Annotated in this window: 14 protein-coding genes; 6 read left to right on the forward strand and 8 right to left on the reverse strand. The window is 63.5% G+C overall.

The features are described from left to right. Nucleotides 1-5: 5 nt before the first annotated feature. The 7 genes from ACZYTC_RS22115 to ACZYTC_RS22145 all read right to left on the reverse strand — a co-directional run bounded on the left by ACZYTC_RS22115 (nucleotide 6) and on the right by ACZYTC_RS22145 (nucleotide 7,544). Complete coding sequence (locus tag ACZYTC_RS22115) at nucleotides 6-1,496, reverse strand: HAL/PAL/TAL family ammonia-lyase (RefSeq protein ID WP_488990537.1); 1,491 nt, start codon at nucleotides 1,494-1,496, stop codon at nucleotides 6-8. 251 nt (nucleotides 1,497-1,747) lie between these two features. Continuing rightward, the gene (locus ACZYTC_RS22120; RefSeq protein ID WP_434958368.1) at nucleotides 1,748-2,527 is read right to left on the reverse strand and encodes an ABC transporter ATP-binding protein; all 780 of its coding nucleotides are present in this window, start codon (nucleotides 2,525-2,527) and stop codon (nucleotides 1,748-1,750) included. An 11-nt stretch (nucleotides 2,528-2,538) separates the two neighbouring features. Further along, nucleotides 2,539-3,261 (reverse strand): ABC transporter permease, encoded by a 723-nt coding sequence (locus ACZYTC_RS22125; RefSeq protein ID WP_488990538.1) that lies wholly within the window; start codon nucleotides 3,259-3,261, stop codon nucleotides 2,539-2,541. 8 nt (nucleotides 3,262-3,269) lie between these two features. After that, nucleotides 3,270-4,025: an ABC transporter permease gene (locus ACZYTC_RS22130; RefSeq protein ID WP_454816310.1), complete on the reverse strand. Its 756-nt coding sequence runs from the start codon at nucleotides 4,023-4,025 to the stop codon at nucleotides 3,270-3,272. 209 nt (nucleotides 4,026-4,234) lie between these two features. Then, nucleotides 4,235-5,089, reverse strand: coding sequence for a transporter substrate-binding domain-containing protein (locus ACZYTC_RS22135; protein ID WP_434958365.1), 855 nt, complete (start codon nucleotides 5,087-5,089; stop codon nucleotides 4,235-4,237). A 154-nt stretch (nucleotides 5,090-5,243) separates the two neighbouring features. Beyond that, entirely contained in the window at nucleotides 5,244-6,101 is an 858-nt protein-coding gene (locus ACZYTC_RS22140) for a transporter substrate-binding domain-containing protein (protein ID WP_434959710.1), read from the reverse strand. A 36-nt stretch (nucleotides 6,102-6,137) separates the two neighbouring features. Continuing rightward, nucleotides 6,138-7,544: a formimidoylglutamate deiminase gene (locus ACZYTC_RS22145; protein ID WP_488990539.1), complete on the reverse strand. Its 1,407-nt coding sequence runs from the start codon at nucleotides 7,542-7,544 to the stop codon at nucleotides 6,138-6,140. Between the two features lie 112 nt (nucleotides 7,545-7,656). On the opposite strand from ACZYTC_RS22145, the gene hutC reads away from it, so the two are divergent. From hutC to ACZYTC_RS22170, 5 genes are all read left to right on the forward strand, one after another. Further along, nucleotides 7,657-8,460, forward strand: a complete 804-nt coding sequence (gene hutC, locus ACZYTC_RS22150; RefSeq protein WP_434958363.1) for a histidine utilization transcriptional repressor HutC — start codon at nucleotides 7,657-7,659, stop codon at nucleotides 8,458-8,460. A gap of 80 nt (nucleotides 8,461-8,540) precedes the next feature. Further along, nucleotides 8,541-10,214 (forward strand): urocanate hydratase, encoded by a 1,674-nt coding sequence (gene hutU, locus ACZYTC_RS22155; protein WP_488990654.1) that lies wholly within the window; start codon nucleotides 8,541-8,543, stop codon nucleotides 10,212-10,214. 400 nt (nucleotides 10,215-10,614) lie between these two features. Further along, nucleotides 10,615-11,871, forward strand: coding sequence for a porin (locus tag ACZYTC_RS22160; protein ID WP_488990540.1), 1,257 nt, complete (start codon nucleotides 10,615-10,617; stop codon nucleotides 11,869-11,871). A gap of 356 nt (nucleotides 11,872-12,227) precedes the next feature. Next, nucleotides 12,228-13,397, forward strand: coding sequence for an ATP-grasp domain-containing protein (locus ACZYTC_RS22165; protein WP_434958361.1), 1,170 nt, complete (start codon nucleotides 12,228-12,230; stop codon nucleotides 13,395-13,397). 4 nt (nucleotides 13,398-13,401) lie between these two features. Next, nucleotides 13,402-14,160, forward strand: coding sequence for an esterase family protein (locus tag ACZYTC_RS22170; protein WP_434958360.1), 759 nt, complete (start codon nucleotides 13,402-13,404; stop codon nucleotides 14,158-14,160). Between the two features lie 20 nt (nucleotides 14,161-14,180). Here ACZYTC_RS22170 and ACZYTC_RS22175 read toward each other — a convergent pair whose 3' ends face one another. Next, on the reverse strand, nucleotides 14,181-15,713 hold the full coding sequence (locus ACZYTC_RS22175; protein WP_434958359.1) for an MFS transporter: 1,533 nt from the start codon (nucleotides 15,711-15,713) through the stop codon (nucleotides 14,181-14,183). 220 nt (nucleotides 15,714-15,933) lie between these two features. On the opposite strand from ACZYTC_RS22175, the gene ACZYTC_RS22180 reads away from it, so the two are divergent. Next, entirely contained in the window at nucleotides 15,934-16,824 is an 891-nt protein-coding gene (locus tag ACZYTC_RS22180) for a LysR family transcriptional regulator (protein WP_488990541.1), read from the forward strand. The last annotated feature ends 26 nt before the right edge of the window (nucleotides 16,825-16,850 follow it).

The raw sequence follows: 16,850 nt of genomic DNA on the forward strand, positions 1-16,850 counted from the left end.
GAGCTTCAGGCGCCGCTGGCGTCGGCTCGGCGGATGATCCCGCGCGCGACGGCGATGTCATCAGCCAAAGGACGATCGTCGCGATAGGGCGGCAGCGCGGTGCGCACGTCGCGATAGAAGGTGTCGGTGCCGGGCGCCTTGGCGTGATCTTCGGCCTGCAGGTCATAGGCCTGGGCATCGGCGATGAGTTCGATCGCCAGGATGTACTCGGCATTGTCGAGGATCTGCAGGGCCTTGAGGGCTGAAGGCGTGGCGTGGCTGAGATGGTCTTCCTGCAGGCCCGAGGTGATGCCGCCGTCGAGGCTCGCGGGACTGGCGAGGCGGCGATTGAGCGCCACCAGAGAGGCTGCGGTGTACTGGGCGATCATGAAGCCCGAGGAGACGCCGCTGCCCACGGCGAGGAAAGCCGGCAGATTGCTGACATGCGGATTGACGAGGCGGTCGATCCGCCGTTCCGCCATCGCCGCCAACTCGGCCATCGCGATGCCGAGCGTGTCCATGGCGAGCGCGATGCCGGGCGCCACGGCATGCGCCTGCGAATAGACCTCGGGTGCCTCAGGCGTGCCGAGTACGGCCGGATTGTCGGTGACCGAGGCAAGTTCCCGGTCGACAGTGGCGCCGATCTCGGCAAGTGCGTCGCGCACCGCGCCGTGGACATGCGGCACGGCGCGCAGGCTGAGCGGGTCCTGGGTCTGCCGCCCGGCTGCGGCAGCCAGGATGGCGCTGCCGTCCAGCAAGGCGCGCAGATGCCGCCCCGTCGCCTGCATGCCTGCCGAAATGCGCAGGGCAAGCGAGGCCTCGTCGAACGCCCTGGGCTGGCTGCGCAGGTTCTCGAAGCTCATGGCGGCAGTGACATCGGCCCAGCCGACCAGCTTTTCGCTGCGGGCCAGAGCGAGCGCGGCGAGGCCGGTGACGCAGGGCGAGCCATTGACCAGGCTCAGGCCCTCCTTGGCCTCCAGCACCAACGGGGTGCGCCCGATACGGGCGAGCGCGCGGCTCCCCGTCAATCTCTGTCCGTCGACGACGGCGTGGCCTTCTCCGATCAGCACCAGGGCGATGTGGGCCATATGGCTGAGATAGCCGACCGAGCCGAGCGAGGGCACCTCGGGCAAGCAGTCATGCGCCAGCAGGGCCAGCATCTGTTCGACCACGTCAGGCCTCACGCCGGAACGGCCATGGGCGTAATTGTTGATGGCTGCGGCAATGATCGCCCGCGTTTCGGCCTTGCCGAGGGGAGCACCGACGCCCACGGCATGGCTCATCAGGATGTTGCGCGACAATTGCTGCTGTTGCGGCCTGTCGACGATGACGTTGGCGAGGCCGCCCACGCCGGTGTTCACGCCGTACGCGAGGATGCCGCGCTCGACGATGGCATCGACGATGGCGCGGGCCTGGGCCAGGCGCTGCCAGGCAGCCTCGGAAAGGGCGAGTTCCGTCCCGTCGGCAATGGCGGCGATCTCTCGCCAGGTGAGGGGACGGTCAAGGATGATGGACATGCGAGGAGACCTGGCAAATAGGGCGCGATTATCCTTCCCCGGCTTCGGGGAAGGTGTCGATGCACAGCATCGACGGGAAGGGGGAGTGTGGTGTTGAGGGGGCAAGAAATGGCCAAGTCGCGCCACTCGACCCCACCCGACCTCGCTTACGCTCGGCCCAGCGCACACAAACTGTGTGCGCGACCTCCCCGAAGCCGGGGAGGGATTGTCGCCCTTTATCCGTCAAAACGGCGGATTGGCGCTTTTGGTCATTAATGATGCTGGCTGGAGATGAACTGCTTGAAGCGCTCCGACTTCGCTTCCTTGAACAATTCGTCGGGCGAGCCGTCGGCCTCCACCTCGCCCTTGTGCAGGAACATCACGCGGTTGGAGACGTTGCGGGCAAAGCCCATTTCATGGGTGACCACCAGCATGGTGCGCCCTTCTTCGGCGAGGCCGCGCATCACGCGCAGGACTTCACCGACCAGTTCGGGATCGAGCGCCGAGGTCGGCTCGTCGAAGAGCATCACCTTTGGCTTCATGGCCAGCGCCCGGGCGATGGCGGCGCGCTGCTGCTGGCCGCCCGACATGTGCGAGGGATAGTAGTTGCGCCGCTCGGCGAGGCCAACCCGTTCCAGCAGGGCTTCCGCCTCGGCGACGCACTCGGCTTTGGGACGGCCCAGCACATGCACGGGCCCTTCGATCAGGTTCTGCAGCACGGTCATGTGCGACCACAGGTTGAAGCTCTGGAACACCATGCCGAGTTCGGATCGGATGCGGTCCACCTGCTTGCCGTTGGTGGGGGCGAGCTGGCCTTTCTTGGTTCGGCGCATCTCGACCTTCTCGCCGGCAACGACGATCTCGCCCTCGTCGGGCGTCTCGAGCAGGTTGATGCAGCGCAGGAAGGTACTCTTGCCCGAGCCCGAGGCGCCGAGAATGGAGATCACGTCGCCCTGATGGGCGTCGAGCGAGATGCCCTTGAGCACTTCGTGATCGCCAAATCTCTTGCGGATGTTCTTGACGCTGAGCGCGATTTCGCTGGAAGCGGTCATGACGTTTCCTTTCAGCCGACGATGGTGCGCGGTGTCTGCGCGCTGGGCGGCATGAAGCGCAGATGAGGGGAGAGTTTTCGTTCGGCGAGGCCTAGCAGAAAGATGATGCCGTAGCTCAGGACGAGGTAGATCACGCCGGCCAGGGCCAGGACCGGTACGTCGAGCAGGGCTTGGCGACCGATCTTCTGGGCGATGCCGGTCATCTCGACCACGCCGATCAGCCCGGCCAGGGAGGTCGATTTCAAGGTCAGGATCACCTCGGTCGAATAGGCTGGCAGGGCTTGGCGCAGAGCGATGGGCGCGATGATGCGGTAGAGCAACTTGAAGCCGGACATGCCGATGGCACGCGCGGCCTCGATCTCCTTAGCTGACACGGCCAGGAGGCCGCCGCGCAGGATCTCCGCCTGATAGGCGGCGGTGCACAGCGCCATCACGAACACGGCCGAGGCGAAGCGGTTCTTGAGCACCAGCCAGAACCAGGATTCCTTCATGAACTGGAATTGAGCCAGTCCGTAGAAGATCAGGAACATCTGGATCAGCAGCGGCGTGCCGCGAAAGGTGAAGATATAGGCCTTGGCCAGACCGACCAGCAGGCGGTTGTTGCTCATGCGCATCCACAGCACGATCAGGGCGAAGGCCAGGCCGAGCAGGACGGAGAAGATGAAGAGCATCAACGTCGTCGGCAGGACGGCGAGGATCTTGCTCAGGGCTTCGAGGGCGAAATCGAGGCTCATGGCGGCACCTACTGTCCCACCGGGCGGCGGAAGCTCTTGGCCACGCGTCGCTCGCCGGCATTGAAGAACTGGGTCGAGAAGGTCGTGAGGACGAGGTAAAGGCAGGCGGCGACGGTGTAGAACAGGAAGGATTGCCGCGTCGATCCGACCGCCTTGTTGGTGGCGTTCATGATCTCGATCAGGCCGGTAACCGAGATCAGGGCCGAGTCCTTGACGCTGAGCTGAAAGACATTGCCGAGACCGGGAATGGCGAAGCGCATGATCTGCGGCGCGATGATGCGGCGAAAGCGCATGAAGCGCGGCATGCCGATGGCGCGGCCCGCCTCGATCTCACCCTTGGTGATGGCGGTGAAGGCACCGCGAAAGACTTCCGCTTGATAGGCGGCGGAAATCAGGCCGACCCCGAGCGCACCCGCCAGGAAATTGTTGACGATCGTGCTGTTGCCGATGCCGAGCGCGCCCAGTGAGTTGCCGACCACGTCGACTACGCGGCCGAAATAGACCATGTAGATGATCAAAAGTTCGGGGGCGCCGCGCAGCACGATTGTGTAGACATTGCCCACCATACGGGCGGGCAGGTTGTCGGTGATCTTGGCCCAGGCGACGAACGAGCCGACGACGGCGCCGATCAGCATCGCAGCGAGGGTGACGGCGAGGGTCATCGCGGCGCCGGCGAGGAGATAGAAGCCCCAGCCGGTCTCACCGAAACCGAGAATGGAAACCAGATAGGAGATCTTGTCGGGCAGACTCGTGATTACGTCCACAATTTGGCTCTCCTCTCGGGGTAGGCCAGTGAGACAGGAAGCGATGATTGCGATGCAGACCGTTCTTCCGCACCAAGGGTGGTGAGGCCAGCCGCGCAATCCCGCTCCGACGATCCTGCGGGGCGTCTACGCCGGCCCGCAAGGCTCGTGCATGGCGTTTTGCGATGAGACGGGATCACACATCCAATCGCAAAGACGCGTCCTGCGGCTCAGGATCCCTTGATAGGGGTCACGTCGAGCTTGAACCATTTCAGGCTCAGCTTCTTGACCGTGCCGTCGGCGATGGCGGTGCCGATCGCCTTGTCCCACATATCGCGCAGATCGTTGTCTGATTGGCGGAAGGCCGGGCCGATGCCCTCGCCCCAGATCGGGCCGGCGATCTGGGCGCCGAGCAGCGTCATCTGCTCATTGCCTGACTTGGCGAAGGCGGAAGTGAAATAGGTGTCGTCGTCGAAACCGACATCGATGCGCCCGCCCGTAATGTCGAGGTCGCGCTCGCCCGAGGTCTTGTACTCGGTGATGGTGGCGATGTCCTTGAAGTTCTCTTCGACGAATTTGGTGTAGACGGTGGCGGTCTGGATGCCGATGGTCTTGCCCTTCAGCGCCTCCCGCATCTTCTCCACCGTGCTCTTGTCATGGCCGGCCTCGCCCGTCAGCGTCACCGTGGTGCCGGTGCCCTCCATCTTGGCGAGGTCGCCGGTCTTCAGCCCGGCGAAACCGGCCGGGGTCTGGGCGTAGGGCTGCGAGAAGGCGACCTGCTTCTTGCGATCGTCGGTGATCGACATGGCATCCATGATCATGTCGAACTTGCCGCCGTTCAGGCCGGAGATCATGCCGTCCCAGTCCTGCGCGATGAATTTGCACTCGATCTTCATGCGCCCGCACAGATCCTTGGCGAGGTCGATCTCGAAACCGTCCATGCTGCCGTCGGGCTTGGTCAGGTTCCAGGGCTCGTAGGCGCCTTCCAGGGCGATGGTGACCGTCTTCCACTCCTTGGCCTGCGCGGGCATGGCCGCAATGGCCGTCAGTGCCAGCAGCGCCGAGGAGAGCAGGTATTTCTTCATTGTCGGTTCCCCTTTGGGTTCTGCCGCCCGGTTTTCCGGATCGGCTTCATTCTGGATCGCCCTTGCAGTGCCCCGATCGGTCTTGCGCCGCTTGCATGAGGTCGTATCCGGGCGGAGCGTAGTCGCCGCCCGGATGTCGGCATCTGTTCTCAGCTCAGGACTTGTTCTCGGGCGACATGTCGATCTTGAACCATTTCAGGCTCAGCTTCTTGATGGTGCCGTCGGCCTGGGCCTCGCCGATCGCCTTGTCGAACATGTCGCGCAGATCCGTATCGGATTTGCGGAAGGCCGGGCCGATGCCTTCGCTCCAGACCGGGCCGGTGATTTCAGGGCCGGTGAGCGTCATTTCCGAATGATCGGGCTTGGGCAGCACCGAAGCATAGAAGGTGATGTCGCCTACCGTGGCGTCGACGCGGCCGGCGGCCAGGTCGAGATCGGCCTCACCGACGGTCTTGTATTCGGTGACGGTGACGACGTCCTTGAAGTTCTTGGCCAGCCACTCGGCATAGTTGGTGGCGACCTGCACGCCGACGGACTTGCCCTTCAGCGCTTCGCGCAGGGTATCGAGCGTGGCCTTGTCCTTGGTGGCATCGCCCGACAGCGTCACGATGGTGCCCTTGCCCGGAATCTTGGCGAGGTCGCTCGACTTCAGCGTGGCGAAACCGGCCCGTTCACCGGCATAGGGGCGCGAGAAGTCGATTTGCTTCTTGCGCTCCGCGGTGATCGACATGCCGTCCATGATCACGTCGAATTTACCGGCATTGAGGCCCGGGATCATGCCGTCCCAGTCCTGGGCAATGTACTTGCATTCGACCTTGATGCGCCCGCATAGATCCTTGGCGAGGTCGACCTCGAAGCCGTCCATGGTGCCGTCGGGCTTGGTCAGGTTCCAGGGCTCATAGGCGCCCTCCAGGCCGATGGTGACGGTTTTCCACTCCTTGGCCTGCGCGGCCGGAACGCTCATCAGCGTCGCCAGCGCCAGGATGGCGGTGGAAATGAGGGTCTTCTTCATCATCAATTCCCCTATGTTAACAGCAACCTGCGTGCCTCACTGGCGCGCCAGGTTTCTGATCGCGGTCTTGAAGGCCGCATTGATGATGTCGTCCTGGTCGTGGCGCCCGTCGCGGATACGCCACTGCCCCTCAACCATGACGTCACGCACCGTACGGTCGCCAAGCGCGAACAGCCAGCGATCGACAATAGCGTCATCCTTGGCGCTGTCCATGAAAGCATCATCGCCATCGAGCACGACGAGACTGGCTGTCATGCCGGGGGCGATGGCGCCGATGCGCTGGCCGAGGGCCTGGGCTCCGCCGGCGAGCGCTGCGTCGTAAATATCGCGGCCGACCGAGCGGTGCGGGCCGTTGGCGAGGCGGTTGCGGCGCTCGTCACGCAGGCGCTGCGAATATTCGAGCGTGCGCAGTTCGTCGACGACGCTGGGGGAGACATGGCTGTCGGTGCCGATGCCGAATCGCCCCTTCTGCGCACGGTAGGCGACCGCCTCGAAGATACCGTCGCCGAGATTGGCTTCCGTCGCGGGACACAGGCCCGCGACGGCACCGCTCGCCGCCATGCGCGTGAGTTCGGACGGATCGGCATGGGTGGCGTGGATCAGGCACCAACGCTCGTCGACCGGCATATGATCGAACAGCCACTGCATCGGGCGCTTGCCGCTCCAGGCGATGGAATCGTCGACCTCCTTCTGCTGCTCGGCGATGTGGATATGCAGCGGCCCGGGTTTCGACATCACCTTGGGCAGGCTTGCCAGCAGCGTGGTCATTTCTTCTGGCGTTGCCGCCCGCAGCGAATGGAAGGCATAGCCGAGCGTGGCACCTTGTGCGGTGCAGGCCGGGGCAAGGTCCGCCATCAGCCGCTCGAAGCCTTCGACGTCGTGGATGAAGCGGCGCTGGCCCTCATGCGGTGCGACGCCGCCGAAATTGGCGTGGGCGTAGAAGACGGGCAGCAGCGTCATGCCGATGCCACTGGTCCTGGCCGCGGCCAGGATGCGCTTTGCCATCTCCGCGCGGTCGGCAAAGAGGGCACCGCTCTTGTCGTGATGCAGATAGTGGAACTCGGCGATCGAGCCGAAGCCGGCCTTGAGCAGGTCGACATAGAGCTTGGTGGCGATCGCCTGCGCATCCTCGGGCGTGATCTGGCCGACGGTGCGATACATTTCCTCGCGCCAGGTCCAGAAACTGTCGCTGCCGGCGCCGGACACTTCGGCAAGGCCGGACATGGCGCGCTGGAAGGCGTGGGAATGCAGGTTCGGCATGGCGGGCAGCACGGGCCCCGCGGTGATCTGCGCGCCATCGGTCGGGGCATCGGGGGTCACGGCGCTGATCCGGCCTGCGACATCGATGTCGATCCGCACATTCCTCGCCCAGCCATCGGGCAGCAGGGCCTGGCTGGCATGAAGGCTGTGGTTGCTCTGGAGTTGTGGGCGGAAATCGGGCATGTTTGTGTACCGACGAGTTCGCAACTTGTATGTATAAGTTTTATACATATTTTTGCAGTCGTGACAAGCGCCGTGTGACACGGTGAAGCGATTTTTGAGGAATGACGTCGCCATGAGCATGTCGCCGGACCGAAAGCCGGAACCCGCCATATCGGTCACGCCGCTCTATGCGGAGGTGAAGCAGCACATCCTGACGCGGGTGCGCAGCGGCGAATGGCCGCCGGATCATCGCATTCCTTCTGAAAGCGAGCTGGTGGAGCAGCTCGGGGTCAGTCGCATGACGGTGAACCGGGCGCTGCGCGAACTCAGTCTCGAGGGCGTATTGGTGCGCATGCAGGGCAGGGGCTCCTTCGTCGCCGGCGGCAACAGCCACTCGGATGTGTTTGCCGTCACCAATATCGCCGAGGAGATCCGTGGACGCGGCCACGATTACAGCGCGCAGGTTCTCCTGCTCGACACGCTGAAAGCGACGCCGGACATCGCCGATTTGCTCGAATTGCCGATCGGAAGCCCAGTTTTTCACTCGATCGTCGTGCATTGCGACAATGACGTGCCGATCCAGCTCGAGGATCGATTCGTCAATCCTGCCGTGGCGCCGGCCTATCTCGACCATGATTTTTCCAAGGTGACGCCCAATGAGGTGCTCAGTGCGGTGGTGCCGTGGAGCGAAGCGGAACATCGCATCGAGGCGGTGCTGCCGCAGGCCTGGGAGTGCAAACTGCTGGCGATCTCGCGGGCCGATCCTTGTCTGCTGATCCGTCGCCGCACATTTGCCACCGGCTGGGTTGGGGCGCCTACACCGGAAGCCGGCGGGGAAGAAGAGGCTGTGCAGCATGTCGTCACGGCGGTGCGTCTGTTGCTGCCGGGCGGCCGTTATCGCATCGAGCACCGCCGGCACTCGAACCGGGTGGGGTAGTCGTCCGGGGCGTCAGATGCCCTTGACGGCCCGTAGAACTGCTGCTAACTTGTATATACAAGCAACACGAGGTCATGTACATGCTAAGCAATGCCCGTTTCCGCGATGTCGAGATCCGCGCCCCGCGTGGCACCCAGCTCAACGCCAAGAGCTGGCTGACCGAAGCGCCGCTGCGCATGCTCATGAACAATCTCGATCCCGACGTCGCCGAGAACCCCAAGGAACTGGTGGTTTATGGTGGCATCGGCCGCGCCGCGCGCGACTGGGAGTGCTTCGACACCATCGTCCGCGAACTGAAGAACCTCAACAATGACGAGACGCTGCTGGTGCAATCGGGCAAGCCGGTCGGCGTGTTCAAGACCCATGCCGATGCCCCGCGCGTACTGATCGCCAATTCCAACCTGGTGCCGCATTGGGCGACCTGGGAGAAGTTCAACCAGCTCGATGCCGAAGGCCTGATGATGTACGGCCAGATGACGGCCGGCTCCTGGATCTATATCGGTTCGCAGGGCATCGTGCAGGGCACCTATGAGACCTTCGTCGAGGCTGGTCGCCAGCATTATGGCGGGGACCTCGCCGGCCGCTGGGTGCTCACTGCCGGTCTCGGCGGCATGGGCGGCGCTCAGCCGCTTGCCGCGACCCTCGCCGGCGCCGTGTCGCTCAACATCGAATGCCAGCAGCAGAGCATCGATTTCCGCCTGCGCACCCGCTATGTCGACAAGCAGGCCCGGGATCTCGATCACGCGCTCGAACTCATCAAACATCATTGCGACCGCAAGGAAGCCGTCTCGATCGCCCTGCTCGGCAATGCCGCCGAGATCCTGCCCGAACTGGTGGCCCGCGGCGTTCGCCCGGACATGGTCACCGACCAGACCTCCGCGCATGACCCGCTGAACGGCTACCTGCCTGTTGGCTGGACCTGGGAGGAGTACAAGGAGCGCGCCCGCACCGAGCCAGCCCATGTCGTCGCCGAGGCCAAGAAGTCGATGGCCGTACATGTGCGCGCCATGCTCGACTTCCAGAAGATGGGCGTGCCCACCTTCGATTACGGCAACAATATCCGCCAGATGGCCAAGGAAGTCGGCGTCGACAACGCCTTCGATTTTCCGGGCTTCGTGCCGGCCTATATCCGCCCGCTGTTCTGCCGCGGCATCGGCCCCTTCCGCTGGGCCGCCCTGTCGGGCGATCCTGCCGACATCGCCAAGACCGACGCCAAGGTCAAGGAGCTCATTCCCGACGACAAGCATCTGCACAACTGGCTCGACGTGGCCGCCGAGCGCATCGCCTTCCAGGGCCTGCCCGCCCGCATCTGCTGGGTCGGCCTGGGACAGCGCCACCGCCTCGGCCTCGCCTTCAACGAGATGGTGCGCACCGGCGAATTGTCCGCCCCGGTCGTCATCGGCCGCGACCATCTCGACTCGGGCTCTGTCGCTTCGCCCAACCGCGAGACGGAATCGATGCGTGACGGGTCGGACGCCGTGTCCGATTGGCCGCTGCTCAACGCCCTGCTCAACTGCGCTTCGGGTGCGACCTGGGTCTCGCTCCATCATGGTGGCGGTGTCGGCATGGGTTATTCGCAGCATTCGGGCATGGTCATCGTCTGCGACGGCACCGAGGATGCCGACCGCCGCCTCGCCCGCGTGCTGGTGAACGATCCCGGCACCGGCGTGATGCGCCATGCCGATGCCGGCTACGACATCGCCATCGACTGGGCCAAGCAGCAGGGCATGAATCTGCCGATGCTGAACAAGTAAGGCGGCGTGCCGGCCTTGCCCGGCATCCTCCAAAATACGATCATGGCCAACCCCGCGGGGGTGGTCGACAGGCGGGTCTTCGGGCCCGCCTTTTTTCTTGCCCGGATGGAGCGTTTCCGTCGCCGGGCGTCCCACCAAGCGGTGACCTTGGTTTACCGCTCGGTGCAAGGTGGAGTTGCAGCATGTCGTTGTTGCAATGTGACTTTTAAGTAACAAGGAGGCCAAAAAGCGGACATTATCAGGCGAGTGGCAAGAATTTGTGTTGTCGGCTTGGTTCGATTGGTTCAGATTCAAGCGGTAAATTTTTTAATGTCGTACTTTTGCTTCTGCTGCCAATACGATTTTAATCCGAAGACCTTCTGTCTTTTACTGGGTGGCAGATATTTTCTTGGAGGAAATCATGATAAAAAAATCATTTATTTTGGGAACAGTCGCCGGTCTCACCAGTTTTGCGGCCGCCCATGCGGCGGATCTTCCCATGACCAAGGGCGAGGCCGTCGAATATGTGAAGGTCTGCACGGCTTTTGGGCCTGGCTTCTTCTATATTCCCGGTAGCGATACCTGCCTGCGGATCGGCAGCGAGTTCCGCATAGACTATCGCGTCTATGGCGGCGGCAAGTTCAATCGCGACGACAACCGCACCGCCTTCAACGCCCAGGCCCGTGTCTGGTTCGATGCCCGCACCGAGACCGAATATGGCTTGCTGCGCTCCTATTTCCAGATCAACGCGGACAGCAATACCGCCACCCGTGTCAATGGCACGGAGCAGCGCAACCGCTTCACCATTGACAAGGCCTTCATCCAGTTCGGCGGGCTGACGGCCGGTTATGCGCATTCCTTCTTCGGCTTCTACGACAACGACTATGGCAACACCATCTTCGGCCCCTACTACGCCCAGTCGAACACGGTGAACCTGCTCGCCTACACGGCGCAGTTCGGTGGCGGCTTCTCGGCCACCCTGTCGATCGAGGATGGCCGCGATCATCGCCAGAACGACGTGTTCGCCTATCAGGGCGGCCAGCAGGTGCCGGATGTCGTCGGCGTGCTCAGGCTCGATCAGGAGTGGGGCACGGTCGCGCTTCAGGCCGCGGCCCATCAGTTCCGCAGTGCCTCGCGCTTTGACGACGGCACGCCGGACGGGGTCGCCCTGCGTCACCAGAACAAATGGGGCTATGCGATCGGCGGCGATGTGCTGATCAAGATCCCACAGCTCCAGGACGGGCATCTGGTGATCGAAGGCCAGTATGCCGATGGCGCGCTGGACTATCTCGGCGCCGACAATCTCTATGCCATGCGGGCGCAGGACTTCTATTATCGAAACGGCTTTTCGCGGCTGGAAGCCGGCAAGGGCTGGTCGATCACGGCGGAACTGGGCGGCAACTTCACGCCGCAATGGGGCTTCAACATCGTGCCGAGCTATATCGACACGCGCTATGACGGTACCGGCATCAATGGCCAGGACCTGAAGGCCAAGGAATATGCCATCACCGGCAACCTGACCTACATGATCGTCAAGGGCCTGTCGGTGACCGGGGAAGTCTCCTACATCCGCTCGGAGTTCGATCGTGAGCTGGGCACCGATACCCTTGCCGATGTCAGGCCGAAGGAGAAGCTCAACTCGGTGGTCGGCGGCATCCGCATCAAGCGGATGTTCTGAGGAGGACTGCAGTCCGATGCCGGCGTGAGCTGGTGCGCAAGAAAGGGGGCAGGGTCTAATCCGCGTCACTTGAGACAGGCGAAACGCGCCGGCGAGGGTCGTATAAACTCGACGACGCCTCAGTGAACGGGATTGGGCATTGCGGCCTCCTTTTCTACTATCCCCAACCTGCTCGCCAGCGTGTTTCCAAGCGCAGGCGAGGGCACAGGACTCCGGGGGGGCGCGTCCCCCGGCAAATCAGCCGTCAATGCGCCAGTATTTTTGGAACTTCAGATGAGAAGCGGCATGGTGCCGGTCTTTAGTGGCGGGCCGCGATGTTGTAGAGCGAGATGTGCTGCCCGCTCTGGAGCCTTGCCTTGAAGTTCGTCTATTTCTCCCCGCATTTCCCCGACAATGGCGCGACGTTCTGCAGCCGGCTGGCTAGCGCCGGCGTGACGGTCCTGGGCATCGGCGATGCTTCCTACGAGACGCTGCGGCCCGAGCTCAAAAGCGCGCTCGCCGAATACTACCGCGTTTCCAACATGGAGGATGGCGATCAGGTCCTGCGCGCCATGGGCCATTTCATCCATCGCTGGGGACGCATCGATCGCTTTGAATCCCTCAACGAGCATTGGCTCGAGCAGGATGCCGGAATCCGCACCGATTTCAACATTCCCGGCATCAAACGCGATTTCGTCGACAATCTGAAGCAGAAGTCGAAGATGAGGGCCTTTTTCGACAAGGCGGGCGTCGAGACGATCCGCCAGTGCCCCTATGTCGACCGCGCGGGTGTGGAGGCTTTCATCGGCGAGGTCGGTTATCCCCTCGTGATCAAGCCTGATCAGGGCTCGGGGGCCAGCAACACCGTGAAGATCGCTTCGGCTGGCGATCTCGACCGTTTCGAGGCCAGTCGGCGACCGGGGGTTACCTATGTGGTCGAGCAGTTCATCGACGGCATCGTGCTCACTTATGACGGGCTTGTTGATCGCGAAGGCCGAATCGTGTTCGCCGCCAGCCACCGCTTCGAGCAATCCATCATGGGCGTGGTCAACGCCGACAGCCATCTCAACTATTACTGCCTGCCCCACGTCGATCCGGCGATTGAACAGGCGGGACGGGCCGCCATCGCCAGTTTCGGCATTCGCGAGAAATTTTTCCATATCGAGTTCTTCCAGACACGGGCGGACAAACGCATCGTGGCGCTGGAGATCAATATGCGCCCTCCCGGCGCCTGGATGACCGATGCCATCAACTATGCCTATGACATGGACGTCTATCGCGAATGGGCCAGCATGGTGGCGGATCATGCGGTCGGCGGTCCGTTCAAGGGGCGTTATTATGTCGGCTATGCCAGTCGCAAGAACCATATCCGCTACGTCAACGGCCACCAGGCCATCTTGAAGGCACATGGCGACAAGATCGTGCATTTCGCGCCGATCGAGGCCGTATTCAGCCGGGCCATGGGCAATTTCGCCTATCAGTTCCGTTCCGAGGATTTCGATGAGGTGAAGGCGATCGTGCGTTTCATCCAGGCCGTGGAGGATTGAGACGTTGCAGATCGCCTATCACAAGCGTGGCAGCGCCGAACTCGGGCGCGAGATGGAATTCAAGGTCTATGGCCATGCCGGCAGGCCGGTTTTGGTCTTCCCCACCTCGAACGGGCGCTTCTATCAGTATGAGGATTCGGGCGGCATCGCCGTCCTTTCCGACCGCATCGAGGCCGGCGAACTGCAGGTGTGGACTGTTGATGGCATCGACGGCGAGAGTTTCTTTGCCGAGCATGGCGATCTCCAGCACCGCGTCGGCCGCCACGAGGCCTATTTTCGCTATGTCCGCCATGAATTGCTGCCGGAAATCCTGGACGCGACCGGCGGAAGAGCGCCCCTGTTGACCGGATGCTCGATGGGGGCCTTCCACGCCAGCAACTTCCTGTTTCGTTTTCCGGAGACGGTGGCGGGTGTGATCGGCTTGAGCGGCGTCTACTCGACCCGGCACTTCTTCGGGGCGGCGCTCGACGGACAGATCTATTTCAATTCGCCGCTTGCCTATCTCGGTGGTCTGGAGGAAGGCGAGTTGCTGGATCGGATCCGCTCGCGCCGCCTGTTCTTCTGTTGCGGGCTGGGCGCCTGGGAAGAGAGAATGATCGAGGATACCAGCAATCTAGCGCAGGTCCTTTCCGCCAAGCGGATTCCGGCCTGGATCGATTTTTGGGGTCCCGATGTCAGCCACGACTGGCCCTGGTGGCACCGGCAGATCGTGTATTTCTTCGGTAAATGGCTGGAGGCCGACCGCGCCAGCCCGGTGGGATAGCACGGCGGGCCGGGTTGGGGTCAGAGGGACGAGGACAGGGCGGTCGCCTCCTCCGCGTTGGCCCGCGTCGGGGCTTCGCGGCGCCCGAGAAAGACGAAGACTACCACGGCCGTGACGATGGTGATGGCGGCGAGCAGCAAGAGCAGTGTGGCGAAAGCATCGCCATAGGCCTGGATCAGCGCGGAGCGGGCAAGCTGTGGCAGCGCACCGGCAGCGCCGGCGACGTCGCCCGTCACCAGTTTCTGGGCTCCTTCCCTCACCTGTTCACCGGCGAGGTGGCCGGCGGTCAGGGCCGAGAGCACGGCACTGACGATGGCGAGCGCCACACCTTCGCCGGCGACGCGAACCGTCGAGAAGATGCCGGTCGCCATGCCGGCGCGCTCGGCGGGCACCACGGAGACGGCGAGGCCGTCCATCAGGCCCCAGGGCAGGCTGATGCCGATGCCGATCACGGCCATGGGCGCGAGCATGGCTGATACCGCGCCACCAACCGGCATGAAGCTCAACCAGGCAAGCCCGGCGGCGCAGACCAGCAGGCCGAGGCCGCAGATCGCGGCCGGTGCGATCCAGCGCGAGAGCCAGCCCGCCAGAAGCGGGAGAACCAGCAGCGGAGCGGAAAGGGCCATCATCATGCGGCCGGCCGCGACTTCATCGACGCCTTCGATGCCGACGAAGCGGATCGGCAAGAGGATCAGCAGCACCACGAAGGCATAGGCCGGGGCGGCTGCCAGCAATTGCACGCCGACGAAACGCCCATAGCGGAACAGGCTGAGATCGAGCATCGGGCGGGGCGAGTTGAGTTCGATGCGCACGAACAGTGCCATCAGGGCGACGGCACCGATGAGGAGGGCGATGACGAGTGGATCGCCCCAGCCGCTTTCGGGGGCCTGCAGCATGCCATAGGTGAACAGGGTCAGGGCGAGCGTGAAGCTGATCGCGCCCGGCCAATCCAATCCGCGGGCCTTGGGATCACGGGATTCCCGCAGCACGACGATGCCGATGAGGAAGGAGGCAACCGTCAAGGCGACGACGGCAAGGAAGATGCTGGGCCAGCCGAAAGTCTGCGTCATCACGCCCGAGCTGATCGGGCCGAAGGAGAGGCCGGCGCCGAAGCTCGCGCCGACGACGCTGAAGGCGCGCATGCGGGCAGTATCGGAGAATTCCTGTGCCAGGGCCGCCATGCCGCCGGCGAAGGCCGCGGCGGCGGCGATGCCCTGGAGTGCGCGCAGGAGGTCGAAGATCAGGATGGAGCGGGCCCCCACCAGGGCCAGCGAGGCCAGGGCGAAGCCGGCGACGCCGGTGAGGAAGATGCGCTTGCGCCCGAAACTGTCCGCCAGGGCGCCGGCGGCCATCAGCGCACTGCCGAAGGTCAGCATGAAGGCATTCGTCACCCAGTTCAAGGCGACCGGGCTGCCGCCCAGTGTGTCGGCGATGGCGGTCAGCGCCACGGCCGGGCCGGTGAAGGTCAGCGGCATGGCGATGGCGGCAAGGCAGACGGATAGGAGGATGAGCGCCTTGTGGGCGGCGCTCGGAGCCAAGGTTCGGTCTGTCATGAAATCGGAGCTCAAAGTTTGGTGGCAGGTCGCCGGCCCGATCCAGGCGGCTCCGCGTAGAAGCTACCCGGGGGAAATGGCGCGATCCGTTGCGAGCAATCTATTCTTGCCGCATTATCGGCGAAATAGGGGCTTCGTTCCGAAGATAGCGGAATGAAATTCCGGAATGGCGAGGAGGCTTGACCAGGCCTTCCCGGCTGGATGCTCTCGCGGAGGATATATGGACAGGAGCGGCAATCTCACGGCCTTCGTGCGCACGGCGGATCTTGGCAGTTTCGCCGCGGCCGGACGGGTGCTCGGCCTTTCGGCCTCGGCCGTCGGCAAGGCGGTCGCGAAGCTGGAGCAGGATCTCGGTGTGCGGCTGTTCCAGCGCACCACCCGCACCATCCGCCTCACCGAGGAGGGACGCCTGTTCCACGAGCGCTGCCGTCGCGTCCTTGACGATCTCGATGATGCCTGGGCCATCGTGGCGGGTTCACGCGATGCCCCACGGGGCAGGCTGCGGGTGTCGACGCCGGTCGTCACCTATCACATCCTGATGCCCCTGATGCCGGAGTTCACCACGCTCTATCCGGAGATCGAACTCGACTTCGATTTCAACGACCGGCTGGTCGACTTGGTCGAGGAGGGTGTCGATATCGCCGTCCGCAGCGGTGAGCTGCCGGATTCCCGGCTGATGTCGCGGGTGTTCTGCTCCTTCCGCCAGATGCTGTTCGCTTCACCCGCTTATCTCGATCGTCATGGCACGCCGCAGAAGCTGCGCGATCTCGATGGCCATCTCGCCATCCGCTACCGCTTTCTCAACAGCGGCAGGATGCTGGAATGGCCCTTGATCCTGCCGCCGGACGAGCCCGAGCCGAGTACGCGTACCATCTTCACCTGCAACAATATGGAGGCGATGCGAGGCGCCACGCTGGGTGGCCTCGGCATTGGCGTCATGCCGGATTTCCTGGTGTGCGATGCCGTTGCGGCGGGGACGTTGCGAACCGTGCTGCCCGATCACGTGGGCGGGCCGCGCAATTTCAACATGATCTGGCCGTCCAACCGGCATCTCTCGCCGAAGGTTCGTGTCTTCGTGGACTTCATGCAGGCCCGGCTCAGTGGCGTGTGAGCATGAAATGCGCGGCCAAGATTCGC

The sequence above is a fragment of the Labrys sp. F242 genome, assembly GCF_057813875.1.

Coding starts and splice junctions, on each gene's coding strand:
- ACZYTC_RS22175 (WP_434958359.1), bottom strand. CDS start 15,713: ATGACAGACCGAACCTTGGCTCCGAGCGCCGCCCACAAGGCGCTCATC.
- ACZYTC_RS22135 (WP_434958365.1), bottom strand. CDS start 5,089: ATGAAGAAATACCTGCTCTCCTCGGCGCTGCTGGCACTGACGGCCATT.
- ACZYTC_RS22115 (WP_488990537.1), bottom strand. CDS start 1,496: ATGTCCATCATCCTTGACCGTCCCCTCACCTGGCGAGAGATCGCCGCC.
- ACZYTC_RS22180 (WP_488990541.1), top strand. CDS start 15,934: ATGGACAGGAGCGGCAATCTCACGGCCTTCGTGCGCACGGCGGATCTT.
- ACZYTC_RS22120 (WP_434958368.1), bottom strand. CDS start 2,527: ATGACCGCTTCCAGCGAAATCGCGCTCAGCGTCAAGAACATCCGCAAG.
- hutC (WP_434958363.1), top strand. CDS start 7,657: ATGAGCATGTCGCCGGACCGAAAGCCGGAACCCGCCATATCGGTCACG.
- ACZYTC_RS22145 (WP_488990539.1), bottom strand. CDS start 7,544: ATGCCCGATTTCCGCCCACAACTCCAGAGCAACCACAGCCTTCATGCC.
- hutU (WP_488990654.1), top strand. CDS start 8,541: ATGCTAAGCAATGCCCGTTTCCGCGATGTCGAGATCCGCGCCCCGCGT.
- ACZYTC_RS22160 (WP_488990540.1), top strand. CDS start 10,615: ATGATAAAAAAATCATTTATTTTGGGAACAGTCGCCGGTCTCACCAGT.
- ACZYTC_RS22125 (WP_488990538.1), bottom strand. CDS start 3,261: ATGAGCCTCGATTTCGCCCTCGAAGCCCTGAGCAAGATCCTCGCCGTC.
- ACZYTC_RS22140 (WP_434959710.1), bottom strand. CDS start 6,101: ATGAAGAAGACCCTCATTTCCACCGCCATCCTGGCGCTGGCGACGCTG.